16 protein-coding genes are annotated in these 18,572 nt (G+C 30.9%); 11 read left to right on the top strand and 5 right to left on the bottom strand.

The window, feature by feature from the left end; translation table 11 throughout:
• The 5 genes from GFV01_RS03380 to GFV01_RS03400 form a co-directional block, all read left to right on the top strand.
• The coding region (locus tag GFV01_RS03380) for a hypothetical protein (RefSeq protein ID WP_160564831.1) at window positions 1–313 on the top strand (313 nt) is incomplete at its 5' end.
• Between the two features lie 348 nt (window positions 314–661).
• Complete coding sequence (locus tag GFV01_RS03385; protein ID WP_160564833.1) at window positions 662–2,890, top strand: type VI secretion system Vgr family protein; 2,229 nt, start codon at window positions 662–664, stop codon at window positions 2,888–2,890.
• 3 nt (window positions 2,891–2,893) lie between these two features.
• Complete coding sequence (locus GFV01_RS03390) at window positions 2,894–4,039, top strand: PAAR domain-containing protein (RefSeq protein WP_160564835.1); 1,146 nt, start codon at window positions 2,894–2,896, stop codon at window positions 4,037–4,039.
• A gap of 556 nt (window positions 4,040–4,595) precedes the next feature.
• A complete protein-coding gene (locus GFV01_RS03395; protein WP_160564837.1) occupies window positions 4,596–5,147 on the top strand; it encodes a hypothetical protein in 552 nt (183 codons plus the stop codon).
• 11 nt (window positions 5,148–5,158) lie between these two features.
• Window positions 5,159–6,436 (top strand): hypothetical protein, encoded by a 1,278-nt coding sequence (locus tag GFV01_RS03400; protein ID WP_160564839.1) that lies wholly within the window; start codon window positions 5,159–5,161, stop codon window positions 6,434–6,436.
• Between the two features lie 467 nt (window positions 6,437–6,903).
• On the opposite strand, the gene GFV01_RS03405 is transcribed toward GFV01_RS03400, so the two are convergent.
• The gene (locus GFV01_RS03405) at window positions 6,904–7,344 is read right to left on the bottom strand and encodes a hypothetical protein (protein ID WP_160564841.1); all 441 of its coding nucleotides are present in this window, start codon (window positions 7,342–7,344) and stop codon (window positions 6,904–6,906) included.
• A gap of 101 nt (window positions 7,345–7,445) precedes the next feature.
• On the opposite strand from GFV01_RS03405, the gene greA reads away from it, so the two are divergent.
• The 4 genes from greA (at window position 7,446) to GFV01_RS03425 (ending at window position 12,065) form a co-directional block, all read left to right on the top strand.
• Entirely contained in the window at window positions 7,446–7,916 is a 471-nt protein-coding gene (gene greA / locus GFV01_RS03410; protein WP_105297865.1) for a transcription elongation factor GreA, read from the top strand.
• 19 nt (window positions 7,917–7,935) lie between these two features.
• The gene (locus tag GFV01_RS03415) at window positions 7,936–8,325 is read left to right on the top strand and encodes an HIT family protein (protein ID WP_160564843.1); all 390 of its coding nucleotides are present in this window, start codon (window positions 7,936–7,938) and stop codon (window positions 8,323–8,325) included.
• Between the two features lie 67 nt (window positions 8,326–8,392).
• On the top strand, window positions 8,393–9,052 hold the full coding sequence (gene clpP / locus GFV01_RS03420) for an ATP-dependent Clp endopeptidase proteolytic subunit ClpP (RefSeq protein WP_105297863.1): 660 nt from the start codon (window positions 8,393–8,395) through the stop codon (window positions 9,050–9,052).
• A 109-nt stretch (window positions 9,053–9,161) separates the two neighbouring features.
• The gene (locus GFV01_RS03425) at window positions 9,162–12,065 is read left to right on the top strand and encodes a DUF5686 family protein (RefSeq protein ID WP_160564845.1); all 2,904 of its coding nucleotides are present in this window, start codon (window positions 9,162–9,164) and stop codon (window positions 12,063–12,065) included.
• A gap of 71 nt (window positions 12,066–12,136) precedes the next feature.
• Here the strand turns inward: GFV01_RS03425 and GFV01_RS03430 are convergent, their stop codons facing one another.
• Complete coding sequence (locus GFV01_RS03430) at window positions 12,137–12,751, bottom strand: NUDIX hydrolase (RefSeq protein WP_160564847.1); 615 nt, start codon at window positions 12,749–12,751, stop codon at window positions 12,137–12,139.
• Window positions 12,752–12,780: 29 nt separating this feature from the next.
• Here GFV01_RS03430 and GFV01_RS03435 point away from each other — a divergent pair, with 29 nt between their 5' ends.
• The gene (locus tag GFV01_RS03435; protein WP_160564849.1) at window positions 12,781–13,173 is read left to right on the top strand and encodes an SRPBCC family protein; all 393 of its coding nucleotides are present in this window, start codon (window positions 12,781–12,783) and stop codon (window positions 13,171–13,173) included.
• 69 nt (window positions 13,174–13,242) lie between these two features.
• Here GFV01_RS03435 and GFV01_RS03440 read toward each other — a convergent pair whose 3' ends face one another.
• The 3 genes from GFV01_RS03440 to GFV01_RS03450 all read right to left on the bottom strand — a co-directional run bounded on the left by GFV01_RS03440 (window position 13,243) and on the right by GFV01_RS03450 (window position 17,711).
• Window positions 13,243–14,937: a S8 family peptidase gene (locus tag GFV01_RS03440; protein ID WP_160564850.1), complete on the bottom strand. Its 1,695-nt coding sequence runs from the start codon at window positions 14,935–14,937 to the stop codon at window positions 13,243–13,245.
• Window positions 14,938–14,951: 14 nt separating this feature from the next.
• The gene (locus GFV01_RS03445; RefSeq protein ID WP_160564852.1) at window positions 14,952–15,551 is read right to left on the bottom strand and encodes a WbqC family protein; all 600 of its coding nucleotides are present in this window, start codon (window positions 15,549–15,551) and stop codon (window positions 14,952–14,954) included.
• 120 nt (window positions 15,552–15,671) lie between these two features.
• A complete protein-coding gene (locus tag GFV01_RS03450; protein WP_160564854.1) occupies window positions 15,672–17,711 on the bottom strand; it encodes a TonB-dependent siderophore receptor in 2,040 nt (679 codons plus the stop codon).
• Between the two features lie 125 nt (window positions 17,712–17,836).
• Between GFV01_RS03450 and GFV01_RS03455 the strand changes: the two genes are divergently transcribed.
• A complete protein-coding gene (locus tag GFV01_RS03455) occupies window positions 17,837–18,502 on the top strand; it encodes a metal-dependent transcriptional regulator (RefSeq protein ID WP_105297856.1) in 666 nt (221 codons plus the stop codon).
• The last annotated feature ends 70 nt before the right edge of the window (window positions 18,503–18,572 follow it).

Genomic DNA, 18,572 nt, shown 5'->3' on the forward strand with positions numbered 1-18,572 from the left:
GATATCCAAAGATCTACATTATGCCATAGACAGTGCCGGTTGGGAATGGGAGGTTTTTAAAAGGGTTTCAACATGGGAAGATAAAAAAGATGATTCAGCTGAAATAAAACAAATCAAAGCATGGAAACGGGAGCGTTTTAGTAAAGGATTAGATCAAAGTTTAAACCGATTGGCTTTGGTTATGGAAGAAAGCGGAGAAGAGGAAAATTATTTTTGGCTGCAGTCTAAAATACTTAACGGATATTCGCCAGGTCATAAAGATAAACCTGATCCGCATGGTTGGGAGAAACGTAAAGAAGGACTTAGAAAGTAGACAATAAAGCTTTTTATTAGTAGAATTAAATCCTATGTTTATGTTGATTTTAAATTAAAGAATCGTATTTACTATTAAAAACTTCATCTCCAATATATTACATTATAAGTTATTATTTCATCTATGTAATATTTATAGTGTAGATATTAATAAAAAATTCAAAACTCATAAATCGACTCTATTATTTAATTTTATTAGCTTTTATAGATATATATTTATTATTTTATGTATTTATTTAAGATATTTTTTAATATTTAATTATTAATAAATAAATAAAATCATTATATTTACTCCATATTTTTTATAAATATTAGTTTTTATTTTTTAACTTAATTAAATTACAATCCCATGAATCCTTTGGATAAAAAGAATTCGGTGAATATTAACACTAAAGATTTGACTAAAAATATAGTTGATTCTTCCGGAATTACCGATAAGGTAAATCAAAAAATTAATTCTTTTACAGCTCCTGTTTCCGATCATTCGGATAAGCTTGATATGCTTAAAAAAAATATAGTTGCCGGTAGTGATAGATCCATTAAACTTGAAGATGCCATTAAACCTCCCGATTGTTTTAGTGTAACCCCTCCGGATGCTCTGGAAAAGAAAATTAAAGATATGGATTCTAATTTTTTTGCTAAATATGGAGGTGATTTAGCTTCTCAACTTAAAAATTCTCATATTGTTTATGCAGCTATTTCTATTGATGGTAACGAAGTATTACGAGACAGTCATTTTACTCTTACGCTAAATCAAAAAATGGCGGACCATGACCATTTTGAAATTTCTTGTTATGCAGAGGCTTTCGGTGACAGGGATTCTTATCCGATGACCAATTCTCGTGAGCTTTTAGGTAAGAAAATTTCTATTCAACTCAAACAATACGGACAAACCGCTTATATTTTTTCGGGTATTGTTACCGAGCTTTCCAATAAAAAGGTGGATGGCTATAATAAGCTTTTTATCAAGGGCCACGCTCCTACTATTTTATTGGAAAACGGGCTGGATTGTCAAAGTTTTGAAAATCAAAGTTTAGACGCTATTATTCAACAGGCCACTTCAGAATATCAATCGGATTTGCTCAGCTGGGACTTACGTCCTATGTTAAAAGATCCTCTACTTTATACGGTACAATATCGTGAATCGGATTGGGAGTTTATTAAACGTTTGGCTACAAGGTATGGGGAATGGCTCTATTATAACGGACAACAAATTGTTTTTGGAGGAGCGGGAGGTAAAACCGTGGAATTGGTGGAAGAAAAAGATGTCTACAGTTATGAGCTGAAAATGAGATTAGTTCCTCAAAAATTCAGCTATGTTGGTTATGATGCTAAAAGGGCTCAAAACCATACGGTAGACTCTGACAGTATTCCTCCTAAATGGAGTATTGTTAATCCTTTTCAACAACATGCTATCACTGCTTCGGAAAAAATATATGCTAAGGTGCCTTTATCCTTATACAATCAATCTTTATTGGAAAAAGGTTCTATTGAAGTAACCCAAGCCGTGGAAAGGCAAAAGCTCAGACGTCAGCATGTGCTGTTTTTAGAAGCTAAAACAAATAATCCTAATCTGCGTTTGGGAGATATTGTAAAGCTAAAAGGCTGGATGCCTAAAAGCGGACTTTTTAAAGACGGGGAAGTTCCTTTGGAACGATATAAAATTATAGAAATCACGCATTCACAAGACATTACCGAAGGATATTATAATGAATTGGTGGGCGTGCCTATGGATAATATGGTTCCTGAATATATGGATGAAGATGCAATTCCTTTGTGTGAAGAGCAATCGGCTACGGTTATGGATAATAACGACCCGGAGGGAATGTCTCGAATTCGGGTACAGTTTCCTTGGCAAAAGCCTTTTAATGGTACGACACCCTGGATTCGTTCAATTACCCCGTATGCAGGAAAAGGAAAAGGGATGCATATTGTGCCGGAGATAGGGGAAGAAGTAATCGTAAGTTTTGAAAACGGAAATGCGGAAAAGCCGGTAAGCTTAGGGGCTATGTTTAATGGAGGAGGTAAATCGGGACACGGGGGAGCAGGTAATTATATGAAAGGATTAGAAACGGCTAGCGGAAGTAAATTATTAATGAACGACCAAAAAGGTTCTGTTATATTGGAAGATCATGGACAAACAAGCATGAAATTTGATGGTGCAGGTAATTCATTTATAAGCACCTCTACCACTCAGGTTATTACAGTTGGAGGTGATAAAGATTCTCAAGATGAGAATGCCTTGTTGAAAATGGATAATGAAGGAAACATAACTTTACAAGGAAATACAAAAATAACATTACAAGTAGGAAAAACTTCATTAACATTAACTGAAAAGGAAATAAAAATGTTAGCTGACGAAGGACAAATAGAAATTAAATCAAAGAAAAAGACAAATATTACATCAGACACAAGTTCAATAAAATTGAATGCTAAAAAGGATAACATTTCAATTGTTGGTTTAAAATTTATTATGAGAGCTTTAAAAAAAGGTAATATAAAAGCAGTATCTAAATTAGATATAAAAGGAGGGAAGGTTGCCGATGTTAAAGCAGTATTAGTTAAAATAAATTCATAGATTATGGCAAAGTTTGCAGCAAGGTTTTTAAAAGATACTGCGGGGCATAAAGGAATGATTATTTCAGGAAGTTCCAATGTGTTAATAGGAGGTATGCCTGCGGCAAGGAAAGGAGATGGGTTTAAGTGTTCCTCTCATAGTAAAGGAAAAATTGTAGAGGGAGATTCTACTGTATTGATAAACGGTAAACCAGCCGCCAGAAAAGGAGATAAAACCAGTTGTGTGTCAAGTCCTAATAAGCCAGAAATTGGAAAACCACCACAACATGGACATCTATCATTAGCTGAAAATATGGATAAAAAAGGTTATATAAAAAAAGGAGAAAACACACCTGATTGGGCAGATATCAAAGCTAGACCTTTTTATATGGGATATGATCTAATAGATGAAAAAAAAAATGGAGAATTTGATAAAATAAAGGGACAAATTACCGCATTAGATTATAAGTCAAAATTTGGAAATGATTTTGCAAGTGGTAAACTTGAAGCTCAATTATTTAATGCAAAAGGGGAAGCACGTGCCGGATGGGGTAATGGATATTATGGTGCAACATCTAGTGCAGAAGTTCAAGCAATAGGATATAATGTGGAAGGTCAAATAGGTAAAGATGATGCAAGATTGGCCTATGGAGAAGCTGAATTTAAAGCATTATACGCTACGCATGAAGCAACTGCTGAGGCTTATAAGGGAGGTAAAGAAAAAAAATACGGATTTAAATTAAGAACAACAGAAGAAGCTGGATGGGCTAAAGCAGAAGGTAAAATAGGCACAGATGTATTAAATGCAGGTATTAAGAATAAAGGTAAAAATAATAAAATTAAAACAGGAATAGAAGCTGGAGTAAAATGTGGTGTTGGTTGGGATATAGGAGCAGAAGCCTACCTCGATAAGGATAATTATTCATTAAATCTTGGGTTAGATGTAAGTGCATCATTTATTTTAGGTGTCAAATTAGGTGGAGGTTTAAGTCTAAGTTATAAGCCCATAGTTGATATGAAAAATAACATAGTTGATATAAAAAATAACATAGTTGATTATACAAGAGGGCTTTTCGGATATAAAAAAAAGAAAGATGATAAAAAAAAGAAAGAAGATAATAAAGAGGGAATTGTGATAAGTGGTTTATCAAGTGTCTGGATAGGTAAATAAATGAAATTAAAATTTATGAAAATTTTTTTTTATCTTTTATATAGTTTAGTTTGTATTATAATTTCGTTTGGATATAATAATATAAAAATAAAATTTTGGTATATATTTTTACCGATATTTATTATAATTCCTTTAGATTTTTTGTTTACTTTTTTATTAAGTATATTCAAATTTCAAATAAAAAATACATATGATGATATAAGTTTTTCATTAATTATGGGATCAGGTGTAATAACCTTAGTAATTTGGACCACATACACTGTGCCATTAATGTTAGACACATTAATAAATTTTCATAAAACATACAACGCTATGAATCTAAATAAATTTCCTATCAGTATTTTTATAAATTATAGAGATAAAATTATATTAGGTTTTAAAGTAATCTTTTGTTTGGGAGCATTTTTAATGCTATATGGAATATTTTTTTAAATTTAAAATCTTAATAAAAAATATGAAAAAAAAATATATCACAATCTTTGTTCTGTTCCACTTTTTAATATCATGTAATAAGAACAATTTAGATTTTCAATCAATAAAAAGTAAAGATACAACTATGGAAGAAACAAAAGATTCAATAGAAAAAAAAAATATATCCTTTCCAATAAAAAATAGCTTTTCAGAAAAATATTTACAAAAAAACTTTTGGCAATGTAATTATAATAATAAAAAAGCTGGTTATAAATTCAAATACTGGATAGTACTTCCTATTAATGTGAAACCATTAGAATTAGATCCATTACCTATTGATGGGATGGATTTAATTAATATAGGTAGGTATCAAAATATAGATAAGAAGTTTCCATTCATTGAGGTAACTGTATATTATGAAGAAATAAAAAATAAAATATCTCCTGCTGATTGGCTATTAAATAAACTGAAACTATCTAAGGAAACAATATTAAAAAGTAGGGAATTACAATTTAAAGGTCAGAAATATATAGATATATTAACAACAGTTACCGACAATGGAGATTCAATAATTACGCGTCACACTGTTTACAGTAAGGAAAATGTTTACTTTTGCGTTCGTGTTGATTGTAATGCAGAAAATTATCCTGTTTTAGATCAAACTATGCAATTAATAACATCAAATTTTGGATTTTAAAAAAAAAAATTATGAAATTTGAGACTATTTTTCCTTTAGAAACTTCATTTTCAGAGGAATATTTGAAAGCAAATTATTGGCAATGTTTATATACTAAATCAAACGATTATTTACACTATTGGATAGTTTTACCAAATAATGTGAAACCATTCTCAATAGATAAAATAAAGAATAAAGATTTAAATCTCACAGAAATTGGTTTTTATTCAAGAATAGATGAAAGTCCATATATAGAAATAACCGTAGGTTATGAAACTATTTTATATGATATAAATTGTTCGGATTGGCTAAAGAAAAAACTTTACTTAATGGGAGAAGTTTTATTACAAGAAAGAAAAATTCAAGGAAAAACCACAGGATTTTATCTAGATGTCCTCACATCAAAAAACGAGGGAGAAAAGAATATTATATCACGTTATACAACAATGAAGGATTATAATCCTAGTGGAGGGGCCAACTATTTTTTAGTTAAAGTTTCATGTTATTCAGAATCATATAAAGAATTAGCAGAAACTATGTATCATATTTCTTCTAATTGGGATTTAATAAATAAATCTAATTGGCAAATGGCTGAAATGTTGAAACCATTTGATTATAATTTTAATGAACCAATTGAGTTTTATTATCCGGCTTCTTGGGATGCAAAATACAGTATAAATAATAATAATAATTTATCTCAATTTTTATTTGAACATACCATTGATGGTGATAATAAAGGAGTTATTATTTCTTTTTTCTATGAAAATGAAAAATTTAAAATTGTAGACGAAGTATATAATAACTCTATACAACGTCTAAAAAATAGAGAAGAATATAGTTTAGAAATTTCAGCAATAAAAGAATTATCTATAAACAATATTAATACTAAAATAAAAGAATTATTTACTTTATCTGGAAGTATATCTTCTTTAACTTTTAATGCTTTTATACAAATCTATATAATTCGCACATTAAAAGGATGGTATTATTTTGAATCTATTGGTTCTAATCCAAATTTAAAAAATTATAATTGGGAAATTAGTAAAAGAGCATTACAACTTATTGTAAAATCATTTAATAACTTAGAATTTGAAGATTACGATAAAAATAATAAATTTTTAAAAAATAAAAATTTTTATAAAACATATAAAGGAAAAAATTATACTAAAGAAGAATGGGAAAATATGGAACAAAAGCTATACGAAAATTATGTTCAAAAAAATAATTTGGGTAATGGAAATACTGACTGTAAAAAAGAAATAAAGAAAAAAGGGGAAGGATTTTTTTTAGATGAAAAAGATATGAAATAGATAATTTAAGAAAATAAAATGTTTAACTATCAAAAAAATAGTATAAATTTATCAAATTAATATATTAAATCTTCATAAACTAAATCTTATAAATCATAAAAGATATTATCTTTTAAATTATTTAATCTCATCTGGTTATAATAAATAAAATTGAGATTTCAAATAGAAATAATGAATTTATAATTTATAAAATTTGAAAACAATTCACAACAAGCTTCTGATAACTATCATAAAATAAAATTTATATTAATTAATATAGTATCAGAATATAAGAATCAATATTTTAAATTTATTTAAAATTTATACCTTCAGTATCCTTACATTATTAGTATAATTGAAAAAAAGGCGTGAATAAGTAGTTAAATAAATTTGAAAACAATTCACAGCTGCTCAGGCAATGCATTAATTTTTATATACTATACAAGTATATTATTATAACTGATAAGTATTAAAAATATTATATAAAATTAATACGATATTATAACTGTATTTCCAATCAATTGTGCAGGATAAATTTTAGGTGCTCGGTCAGCTATTTCTAACGGTTGACCTGAGGTTAAGGACCATTTTGCTCCATCTTCAGGACAATAGATATAAAAATCGTCTTTTACTTCCAATCGGGTATTAGGTCCCGGGCAAATATGCGGTGCATTTCTGTCGTATGCTAAAAACTTATTAGCATCTATTCTAACCAATATTAAGCCCTTAGTACCGGTTAAAGGCCCCGCTTCAATATAAGCATAACCATTAATACCGGATAATTTTTGGAACTGAGGTAAATTAAGATCGGCTGAATAACTTATAGAAGAATTAGGAAAACAACTAATTGTTTTATTTCCATTTTCGCATTGGATGAAGAAGAATAACTGTGAAATTAATAATATATAAAGAATTAATTTTTTAATCATAATAAATTTGCTAAATTTGCATACGGATAATCCGACCGTGAAGAGTCGGGTTATTTTTTTATGTTTATAAATTACAACGCAAAATTACAAAAAATAGTATCATGAATTATGTAACGAAAGAAGGTCTAGATAAATTACGTAAGGAACTTGATCAATTGGAACAAGTTGAAAGACCTAAAATCACACAGCAAATTGCTGAAGCTAGGGATAAGGGTGATTTATCTGAAAATGCGGAATACGATGCGGCTAAAGAAGCACAAGGTCTGCTTGAAATGCGTATATCTAAGCTTAAAGATATAATTTCTAATTCTAAAATAATAGATCAATCGCAAGTTGATACTTCTAAAGTAGCTATATTATGTTCTGTTAAAATAAAGAATACTGCCAATGGACAGGAGATGAAGTATACCTTGGTTCCGGATACGGAAACCGATTTAAAAACCGGAAAAATTTCTGTTAATACCCCCATAGCTAAAGGTCTTTTAGGAAAGGAAGTAGGAGAAACTGCCGAAATCAATTTACCGAACGGTAATCGAATTAATTTTGAAATTTTAGAAATTTCATTAGATTAATAAGCTAAATTTACAACCTATGGCAAGTATATTTTCAAAAATCGTAGCAGGAGAAATTCCCTGTTATAAAGTTGCAGAAAGCGAAAAACACCTTGCTTTTTTAGATGCATTTCCGGTAGTTATAGGTCACGTTTTAGTAATTCCTAAAAAAGAAACCGATAAATTGTTTGATTTGCCCAAAGAAGAGTATGATGAATTAATGGATTTTACCTATAGGGTAGCTCAGGCAGTAGGGAAAGCTATTCCATGTTTACGGGTAGGAATGTCTGTACAAGGATTGGAAGTTCCCCATGTTCATGTTCATCTGATCCCATTAAACGCTATCGGAGACATGAATTTTGGAAACAAATTGACACTGAGTTCGGAAGAATTTACTGAAATTGCTGACAAAATAAAGTCTTATCTATAGTGACTCTTGTTTGGTATAATTTTAGTGAGAAAATTAAGTAAAAAATTTTAGAAAAAGATTAATAAAAATGGATTTAGGAAAAGAGTTCCATAAATATGCAGTAAAACACCAGGGAATTAATAGTCTGGCGGTAGATCAGTACGTAAATTCAATGACTCCATATATTACTGAAGAACGAAAATTAAATGTAGCACAAATGGATGTTTTCTCTCGGTTGATGATGGATAGAATTATATTCCTGGGAACAGGTATAGACGATCAAATAGCCAATATTGTAACCGCTCAATTATTGTTCTTGGAAAGTACAGATGCCAATAAAGACATTCAAATATATATTAATTCTCCCGGAGGAGGAGTGTATGCCGGACTAGGGATATACGATACCATGCAAATTATTAAGCCCGATGTGGCTACTATTTGTACTGGTATGGCTGCTTCTATGGGAGCCGTATTATTGACAGCCGGTGCTGCAGGAAAAAGATCAGCATTGAAACATTCTCGAATTATGATTCATCAGCCATTGGGAGGAGCTCAAGGGCAAGCCTCCGATATGGAAATTACATTAAAGGAGATCTTGAAGCTGAAAAAAGAACTATATGAAATTTTGGCAGAGCATTCCGGTCAACCTTTTGAAAAAATTGAGAAGGATTCAGATAGGGACTATTGGATGATTGCTTCAGAAGCTAAAGAATATGGACTTATTGATGAAGTTCTTGAAAAACGGTAAAGCTTTGTTTTGTTGAGAACCACATACATATAATATAATATTTATACTAAGACTTTCGTTTGTTCGATATCTACAAACGAAAGTTTTTTGTTTTTTTAAATAACGTTCAATGAGTAATAAATTACTTTTTTTGTTTGCATTTTTATTTAGTTTATCTTATAATGCACAAATCAAAATTACGGGGGTAATTATAAATCAGGATACCCAGCGTCCTATTGAAGGAGCAAAAATATCTTTTCCTGAAGCTCCCGAGATTTCAACCCTTTCAAATAATATTGGATATTTTTCACTCGAATCTAAAAATAACTTTGATTCTATCGTTGTTCAGATTGTAAATTATAAGAAAAAGTCATTTCCTGTCAATAAAAAACAAAACTTAAATTTAATTATTAAATTCTCTGAAAAAGATAAGATTGGTTCATACTCCATTCCTTCATCAATCACCAATCAAACTAAAATTGATACGGATAGTATATCATCATCTTCTAACCAACAAGTTAATTACGTTAGAGTTTCCGGTCAATTGCTAGATGAAGATACAGAAAAGCCAATTACGGATGCTGATATTTTTCTTAAAAATACTCAGGTTTACGCCACTACCGACAGTGATGGAAATTTTGAATTACAATCCAATAAATTCATTGACACGTTACAAATTATTACAGATAAATACCCGACAAAATATATACCTTTACAAAGGGGAGATAATTTAGGCTTAATTGTAAATCTCAAATTAAAAAACAAAAATAGTAGCCAATCAACCGATAAAGGAACCGTAAGCAAAGAAAAGGAAATAGACGAGGTAGTAGTTACCGGCTTTCCGAAAAAGCGTTTACCTAAAAAAGAAAATCCGGCATACCGCATACTGCGTGAATTATGGAAGAGAAGAAGAACCAACGGTTTGACTAATTTTAAGAATTATCAATATAAAGAATATGAGAAAATCGAATTTGATTTAAATAATGTTGATAGCGCTTTTATAAGTAAAAAAATCTTTAAAAAATTAAACATTTCAGCCAAAGACATAGATACATTAGATATCTCAGGAAAAACGTACATTCCCGTTTTTCTTAACGAATCCCTTTCCGATATAGTTGGACAAAATACGCCTTCCAAACGGGAAAAATCCTTTTTAAGAGGAAATAAAGCTTCCGGAATTCCTAATAATGATATTGTAGCCAATACGGTTAAAAATTTGTATAAAGATGTTAACATATACGATAATGTGTTAAACTTTTTTAATAAAGGATTCACCAGTCCGGTAGCTACTATTGGATTTTCCGTATACGATTATTTATTAGCTGATACGGTTTCCGTAGATGGAGTTGATTGTTATTATATTAAATACAGACCTCGAAGAGAAAATGAGCTTACTTTTAAAGGAGATTTATATATTACTAAAGATACTTATGCAGTAAAGCAAGTTACCTTACAATCCACTTCGGGTATTAATGTAAACTTCGTTAAAGATATATATATGGAATTGAATTATGACAATGTCAATGATTCAATCTTTATTCCATTACGAAATTACACGGTTTTGGATATGTCTCTTATAACTAAAAAAGAAGGAGGAAAAGGTATGTTTGCAAAACGTACCATAACTTATAATGATTATAAATTCGATGAGCCGCAAGGCACTGTAGAAAAACTTTTAGATCAACAATGGGAACCTATTTCTGAAGGAGCTTACAACCGAAAAGATGATTTTTGGGTCGACAATCGTCCGGATCGTCTTAATGAAGATGATAAAAAGGCATATGAAATGGTAGACAAGGTATCTAAAACCCGATTATTTAGAAATATAGTAGATGCTGTACAAATTCTTTCTTCAGGTTATGTCAATGTGGGTAATGCCATTGATATTGGAAATCTGTATCAAACACTAGGATATAACGATGTTGAAGGAACCAGAATTCGTTTAGGAGCCAGGACGTTTTTCTCTCCCAATGATATGTGGAGAGTGGAAGGATATACGGCATACGGATTTAAAGATAATCAATTTAAATATGGTTTTGAAGGGCGCTTGATGTTAAACAAATACAATCGTTTTACGATAGGTGCTGGAACAAAAAGGGATATAACTCAGTTAGGGACTTCGCTTACAGAAAATGAGGGAATTATGACCCGTTCTTTTGCATCATCTTCCATCATATCCCGAGGAAGTAATGAATATTTGAGTTCTGTCAATCAAACCAATGCATTTTTATCTATTGAACCGTGGAAAAATGTACAATTGCGATTAGATGGAACTTATCAATACATAAAATCGGCGAATCCTTTCAAATTTAATATCGGGTATTACAACAAAAAAGGAGATATTAAAAACGATTTGTATGATTCTCATTTAACATTTAGTATTCAAGCGAGACCGGGAGCTAAATATTCTCGTTTTGGATTAGACAGATATGAACATACGACTTTATCTCCAACCTTAATTTTAAAATATATAAAAGGATTCAATGGAGTATTGGATGGTGATTTTAACTATGATAAAATACAATTTTTATACAATCATCCGATCCTTTGGGGACCGATTGGTAAATCGAATGTTACTTTTGAATTCGGAAAATCGTTTAATAAATTGCCCTTATCCTTGTTAGGAATTATACCGGGTAACCAGTCTTACGGTATCGTAAATAATACCTTTGCATTGCTGGATTACTATGATTTCGTAACAGATATATATACGGCATTGCATGTTGAACATCACTTCAACGGAAGGATATTTTCCTATATTCCTTTATTGAAAAAATTACAATTAAGAGAAGTAGCGATTTTCAGAGGTGTTTGGGGAGATATATCCGAAGGCTCCAAGAATATGAATGCTTCTAATATCAGATATGTAGCGCCTAATAAAGATATCTATTATGAATATGGATTTGGTATCGAAAATATAGGGTTTGGAAATTTAAGAATCTTTAGAGTAGATTTTAACTGGAGAGGGAATTACTTACATATGCCGGATGTTAATAAATTCGGAGTTAAATTTGGAATGCAATTTACATTCTAAAAATCATACGATTTAAAAAGAAAAAAAAGGAGTAATTATAGTACTCCTTTTTTTATTGAATTTTATATTAATTATTTTTTAATTCGAGAATTAGTTAAAACATAAGTGCCGACTAATTCCCTGATATTTACATAGGTTTTCTTCATAAGTTTAGGGATATCCTTTTTTCTAATCCATTGGGCTTTATCAATTCCTTCATTTTTTTGAGGTTTAGGTTTTTCATTTCCATCATACTTCATTTCAAACCATTGAACTATTTTTAAAAAGTATTTTTTTTCAGATTGATACACATGATAAGTTGTCGTTAGGTATTTTTTTAATTTTAGATTAGAAATAGAACATTCTTCTTCTACTTCCCGTTTGGCAGCTTTTTTAAAAGTTTCATTTTCTTCCACATGACCTTTCGGTAAATCCCAATAACTGTTTCTTTTAATAAATATATAACTGTCTTTACTATTATTAACTAATCCTCCCGCTGCATACACTGGTGTAGCTATTTTTTGTAATTTTTTCCAAACTTTTTTGGTTTCAGATGAGTAAACATGAATGGAATTTACTTTCGTATGGTACAAAATATCCAGAGCGTATACCAAAGTTTTCGAATTTTCGTATGGAAGGTTAATGACACCTTTTCTCTTATTTTTACCAAGGGTAAGAAATCTTTCGTTTACAGAAATTTTGTACATTTGTGTTTGTTTTTACCAAAATTACAAAAATGAATATTAAAGGAGAAAAAATACTGGTTAATAAATCGGCAGAAGATATTTACACGTTAGCATCTCAGCCTTCTGAATTTAAAAAGTTCATGCCTGAAACCATTGATAAGTTTGAGGCAGATGAAGATGGATTTGTTTTTGCATTAAAAGGAATGCCTGAAATTGCCTTGAAAATGAAAGAAAGAATTCCTTATTCAAAAATTGTATTAAGTTCGGCTAAAGAAACTTTGAATTTTGACTTAAGTTTATTAATAGATCAGGTTACAGATAGTACAAGTGAAGTTCAATTTACTTTCGATGGTAAATTTAATATGTTTATATCTGCCATGGTTGAAAAACCTTTAAAAAATTTAATTAAAGCTTTAACGGAAGGAGTTACTAAAATTTCATAATGTTAAATTTGAAACATAAAAAAAGCTATTTTATTTAAAATAGCTTTTTTTATATAAAGAATATTCAACTTATTTTTTTCCTTTTTTACTTCCTTTTTCAGGGTTGAAATTATCATACGCATATTTCACGGCTCTAAAAACATCTACAACACCTCCGGTAGCTGAAAGTTGATCAAAAGTTGTTTTAATCATAGGACTGTTTTCACTCTCGCCACCTGCTGTTACTTCTATAGTAGATTTATTTGCTGTTATGAATAATATATTTTTCACTTGTTCAGCAGTTAACTGAGGAAAATAAGACCATAAAAGGGCAGCACATCCCGCAACAACCGGAGAAGCCATACTGGTACCTTGTAAAAATTTATATTTTCCTTTAGTAACGGTAGAGTAAATTTCTAATCCGGGTGCAAAAATATCAACTTTTTCTTTTCCGTAGTTAGAAAAAGATGCTTTCAATGCATTATTATATCGAGTACTGGCTCCTACGGTAATCCAATTGTTTACAAAAGATTTATGCTCATTATCCTTAAAATTGGTTGGATAATTATACTCGGTATCTACATTTTTATTATCATTACCGGCAGCATGAACCATTAATACGCCTTTTTTTTCCGCGTATTTCATAGCTTCCCATACTCTCTCTTTATTAGGAGAAAAAGGCTTACCAAAACTCATATTAATGACTTTAGCGCCATTATCAACGGCATAATATATGGCATTGGCAATATCTTTATCTCTTTCATCACCATCCGGAACGGCTCGAACTACTAAGATTTTTGCAACATCACCGGCAATACCGTCCATACCTATATTATTATTTCTAACTGCTGCAATTATACCGGAAACATGAGTTCCATGTAATGCATCCGGGCCTTCCACTTCATTGTTACCGTAATGTTTTTCCTTAATATCAGTATAATCATCACCTACAATGTAGCGAGGATCATAACTTTTATTAAGCATGTAATCTACTTTTCCGGAATAATAAGCAACTGCTTCACCCATTTCACTATCCGCCAACATATTGATTTGAGTTGCATTTTTTCCTTCCAAATCGCTATTATTTGCAATCATCTGAAGGAAAGCTTGTTTATATTGAGGAACAGTAAAAGTTGCCTCATTTACATTTTCAAGAGTCAAAGGTTTGTCACCCAGAGCATTTTGTAATTCAGTGGTCATTTGTCTTATCAAAGCTTTTTGCTCTTCAATATTAGATAGGGCATCTTTAGCTTCACCTAAATCTTTATCATATATAAATTTAGCTCTTTGATATTCTTTGAATTCGTTCGGATACTTTTCCCGATTTTTTTCATTCGTTTTCAGATCACCGGTTTCGAATAGTTTTTCATATAAAGAAACAATACGGGTTGATTCCATAGTATCGTGGTCTACATCTTTTCCATCTTTTCCACCGATAAAATCCCATCCATGAACATCGTCAGCATATCCATTACCGTCGTCATCTTTACCGTTATTAGCGATTTCTTTTGGATTATTCCAAATATTATTTTTCAAATCCGGATGATCAATTTGTACACCACTATCAATTACTCCAACGATAATAGGAGAGGGCTTGAGTCCTTTAGACTTTAAAAATTCAATAGCATCAGTAGTCCCTACACCATAAATACCGGTTTTTTCATAACTTTGATGATACCAGTTTTTTAAAGCAAGGGAATCAACTGCCGGAACGTTATTTTGAGCAAATGCATTGGCAGTAAAGAATGCAAAAGCGAAGCTTAGGCTTAATAGTTTTATCTTCATTTAAAATTATTTATTTATTCGACATTAGTAAGGTAATTAGCAGATTTCGGGCCAAGATTGCATATAAGATCTAGTATGGAAAGATCATTCATAAACTCGAAACGGTCTGAAAATACCTGAATATATTTTTTATTTTTATAGGGACTTTCTTTTTTTGCATTGAATGCTTCTCGCGCATCGGTAAACGGAGGATTTTTTACGTATTCATCCGTGAGTTCGTACGAACATTCCAACTTTAGGATAGAACATGCCCATTCTAATGTGTTTAGATTTAAATCTAATAAAAAGGTTTCTTTTTTTTCCAATAATTTGATTAGCTTATCTTCGTAATATTCAAAGTAAGGAGAACTTTGATATGCTGATTGTAATGATTTACTATGTAATTTTTGCCATGAAGACGCATAGGAAATCTTAATATCTTTTATAATTCTGGCTCCTGAATGTTCAATAGGAACAATAAGAGGCAATTTTCCATTAGCTCCTTGAACAATGCAACGATTACGATAAGTTTGTTTAGGAAAATTTTCCCACAGTTCCAAATAGATCTTTTCCGAATGGATCCATTTTTCAAAATAAGAAACAGGAGGAAAATAAAAACAAGGTAAGACGATCATAGTTATTTTTTATGAAAGTGCTAATTTACCATAAAAATAAATATGATCTTCTTATTTTAACAAAATATGTATGCGATCTATTTTATATGAAATTTACTTTTTTTCTGTCTTTAAAATTAATTAGAAAAAATTATATCGTATACCCAAAAATCCTCTTAATTTTTGCAAGGACGCATAATTATAAGAAGTATCAAAAGTGTACCCGTTAGGATTGGTAATCGGATTATCAACCTCTTTATTGAAAGGGTCAAAAGGACGCATGATCGGGTTTTTGGGCGTAAAATTAAATAGGTTTTTAATTCCTCCGTAAATTTCCATTCCATTATGGAATTTCTTGGTTACCTGTATATTTGCAATGCAATACCACGGGGAATATTCACTTCTAAAATCATTAGGCTCGATAGGCAACCTCATTTTTCCGTTCCATTGTCCTGAAAAGTCCAATATATAATTTTTAGGAAATGTGTAAGTGATAACAAATGTTCCGGACCATTTGGGAGCATAAAGCTGATCTGTTCTAAGATAAGAACCCTTGTCATCTTTTTCTTTGGTGTAAACATCCATATAAGTAACACCCGCCATAATTTTAAAAGGAATTAAAAAAGACCATTCCGTATTTAAAGATATACCTTGCGAAACAGCATGTCCGTCTAAGTTATCATAAATGATTTTAGTAGGATCGGAATCGAAGTCACCAATAATTTTATTAGTAAAATAAGAATAAAAACCGGTGATATCCAGATTAACATTCAGATCATCGAACATCAATTTTTTAACATAGTTCAAATTTCCGTTATACGAACGTTCAGGCTTTAAAGAATTCAAGATGACTACATCTCTAGCTCCCGTAAGAGCAGAATGATCTTCCGTAAAGATATTTACAACTCTAAAACCGGTTCCAAAACTGGCTCGGAAGGTATTCGTATAATTGGGTGAAAACTTATAGGCAATTCTTGGAGAATGTACATTTCCATGATGTTTATCGTTATCGTATCTATATCCCAGTAAAAGTTTATTTTTAGAATTTATAGACCATTCATCTTGTAAAAATAATCCCGGTAACGGAGTTTCTGAAGGTCTGTTTTTTGAGCCGTCAGGAGAAGCGGTCGCAGGTGTATTGTCATCGTAGTAAGTATATCTAAAAGAAGCACCTGCTAAAAAGTTATGATTTTTTATGGTTTTATCCCAATAACTTTGGATAAAAGCTACTTGTTGAGTTGCCATATACGGAGTATTCCCATACCATGAGTTTTGATCATGCCAATTATATGAAAATTGGGTGTATATTTTTTCATGTAGAGGTAATTGGTAAAGTCCGATCACTTCGGCACGTTTCGTATATATACTTTCTCCGTAAACCTCGTCACTTCCTCGATATTTTTTACTCCAGTTCATTTCTCCACCCCAGCGATCTTCATTGACCCATCGCAGCCCTAAACTGGCAACTCTGTTTTCTTTTCGTTTAAAACTCCATTTATTAAAAACCGATATTCTGTTTTGTAAAGTTAAATCGGTAAAACCGTCGTGATTGGCATCGATTGGATTATCATAATAAAAATGATTGATACCCAGTAAACTGGTTACTTTTTTACCGGCATTAAATTTAAAGGATAAATCCGTACTTAATTCTCCCCAGCTTGTACTGAAAATATCCGCTGCAAATTTAGGTGCTTTTTGCGGGTTTTTAGTGATTACGTTTATAATTCCCCCCATAGCTTCTGAGCCGTATAAAGAAGAGGCGGGACCTTTAACTACTTCAATTCTTTCTACCAAACTATTGGGAATCCCACTTAAACCATAAACAGTAGCTAATCCGCTAACGATAGGCATCCCGTCAATTAATATCATAGTATAAGGACCTTCCATACCGTTTATGTGAATATCTCCCGTATTACAAACGCTGCAATTTATTTGAGGTTTAACTCCGTTAATCATTCCAACGGCATCGAAGAGACTGGGAGTAGGATTTTTTTTGAATAGTTTTGGTGTAATAATTTCAACAGGCACCGGGCTGTCAGATTTTCTAACTTCCTTCAAGGTTCCTGTCACGACAACATCGTCAATAGATTTTTCTTTAGGGTTTTTAATCGAATCTTTAACTTCTTGGGAATATAGAGTGCAAAGGGATAATGCAAAAAGTACAGTCAATCCTCTTTTCATAATTATTAATTTTAGACTAGCAAATATATAAAATTAGATTAGTCTAACAAATTTATTTTACGATTGTATTTTGGAAAAATAAATTATTTGATCTTGAAAAATTAATATTTTAAATATATTTGTAAATGTTCTCATCTATAGAAGAAAATTATCTAAAAGCCTTATATAATCTGTCTGACGAAAAGGGAGAAGTATCTACTTTGGCGTTAAGCCAATCCTTAGATATCAAAATGCCTACAGTGAACAGCATGATGAAAAAATTCTTGAAAAAAGGATTGGTATATTATCAGAGCTATAAACCGTTAAAACTGACCGAAAAAGGTAAAAAAGAAGCCGCTTTAATTCTTAGGAAACACCGTCTAACAGAAATGTATTTGGTTGAAAAAATGGGATTTAGTTGGGAAGATGTTCATGAAGTAGCCGAACAAATCGAACATATACATTCAGAAAAATTTTTCAATAAAATGGACGAATTGTTAGATTATCCTAAGTTCGATCCTCACGGTTCACCTATACCGGATAAACAAGGAAATATTGAAGGGGGACGCTTTAAAAAGTTAAACGAATACCAGATTGGAGAAATCGTGGAATTATCCGCTATCATTCACAGTTCTAAAGAATTTTTAAAATATTTAAATTCTAAAAATTTCAATTTAGGAATTAAATTTCAGATTGAATCAGTCGAAGAGTTTGACGGAAGTGTAACCGTTCAAATTGTAGGTCAAAATAGAACAGAAGTTTTAAGTAATATGATTGCTGAAAAACTTTTAGTCAAAAATTGTTTAAATTAAAGTTACCGCGCAATTACTATCATTTAATTATAAGGTAAAAGTGCAGTAAATGAGTTAATTAATTTAATTT

Origin of the sequence: Apibacter sp. B2912 (assembly GCF_009827835.1) — a bacterium.
Taxonomy (GTDB): Bacteria; Bacteroidota; Bacteroidia; order Flavobacteriales; family Weeksellaceae; genus Apibacter.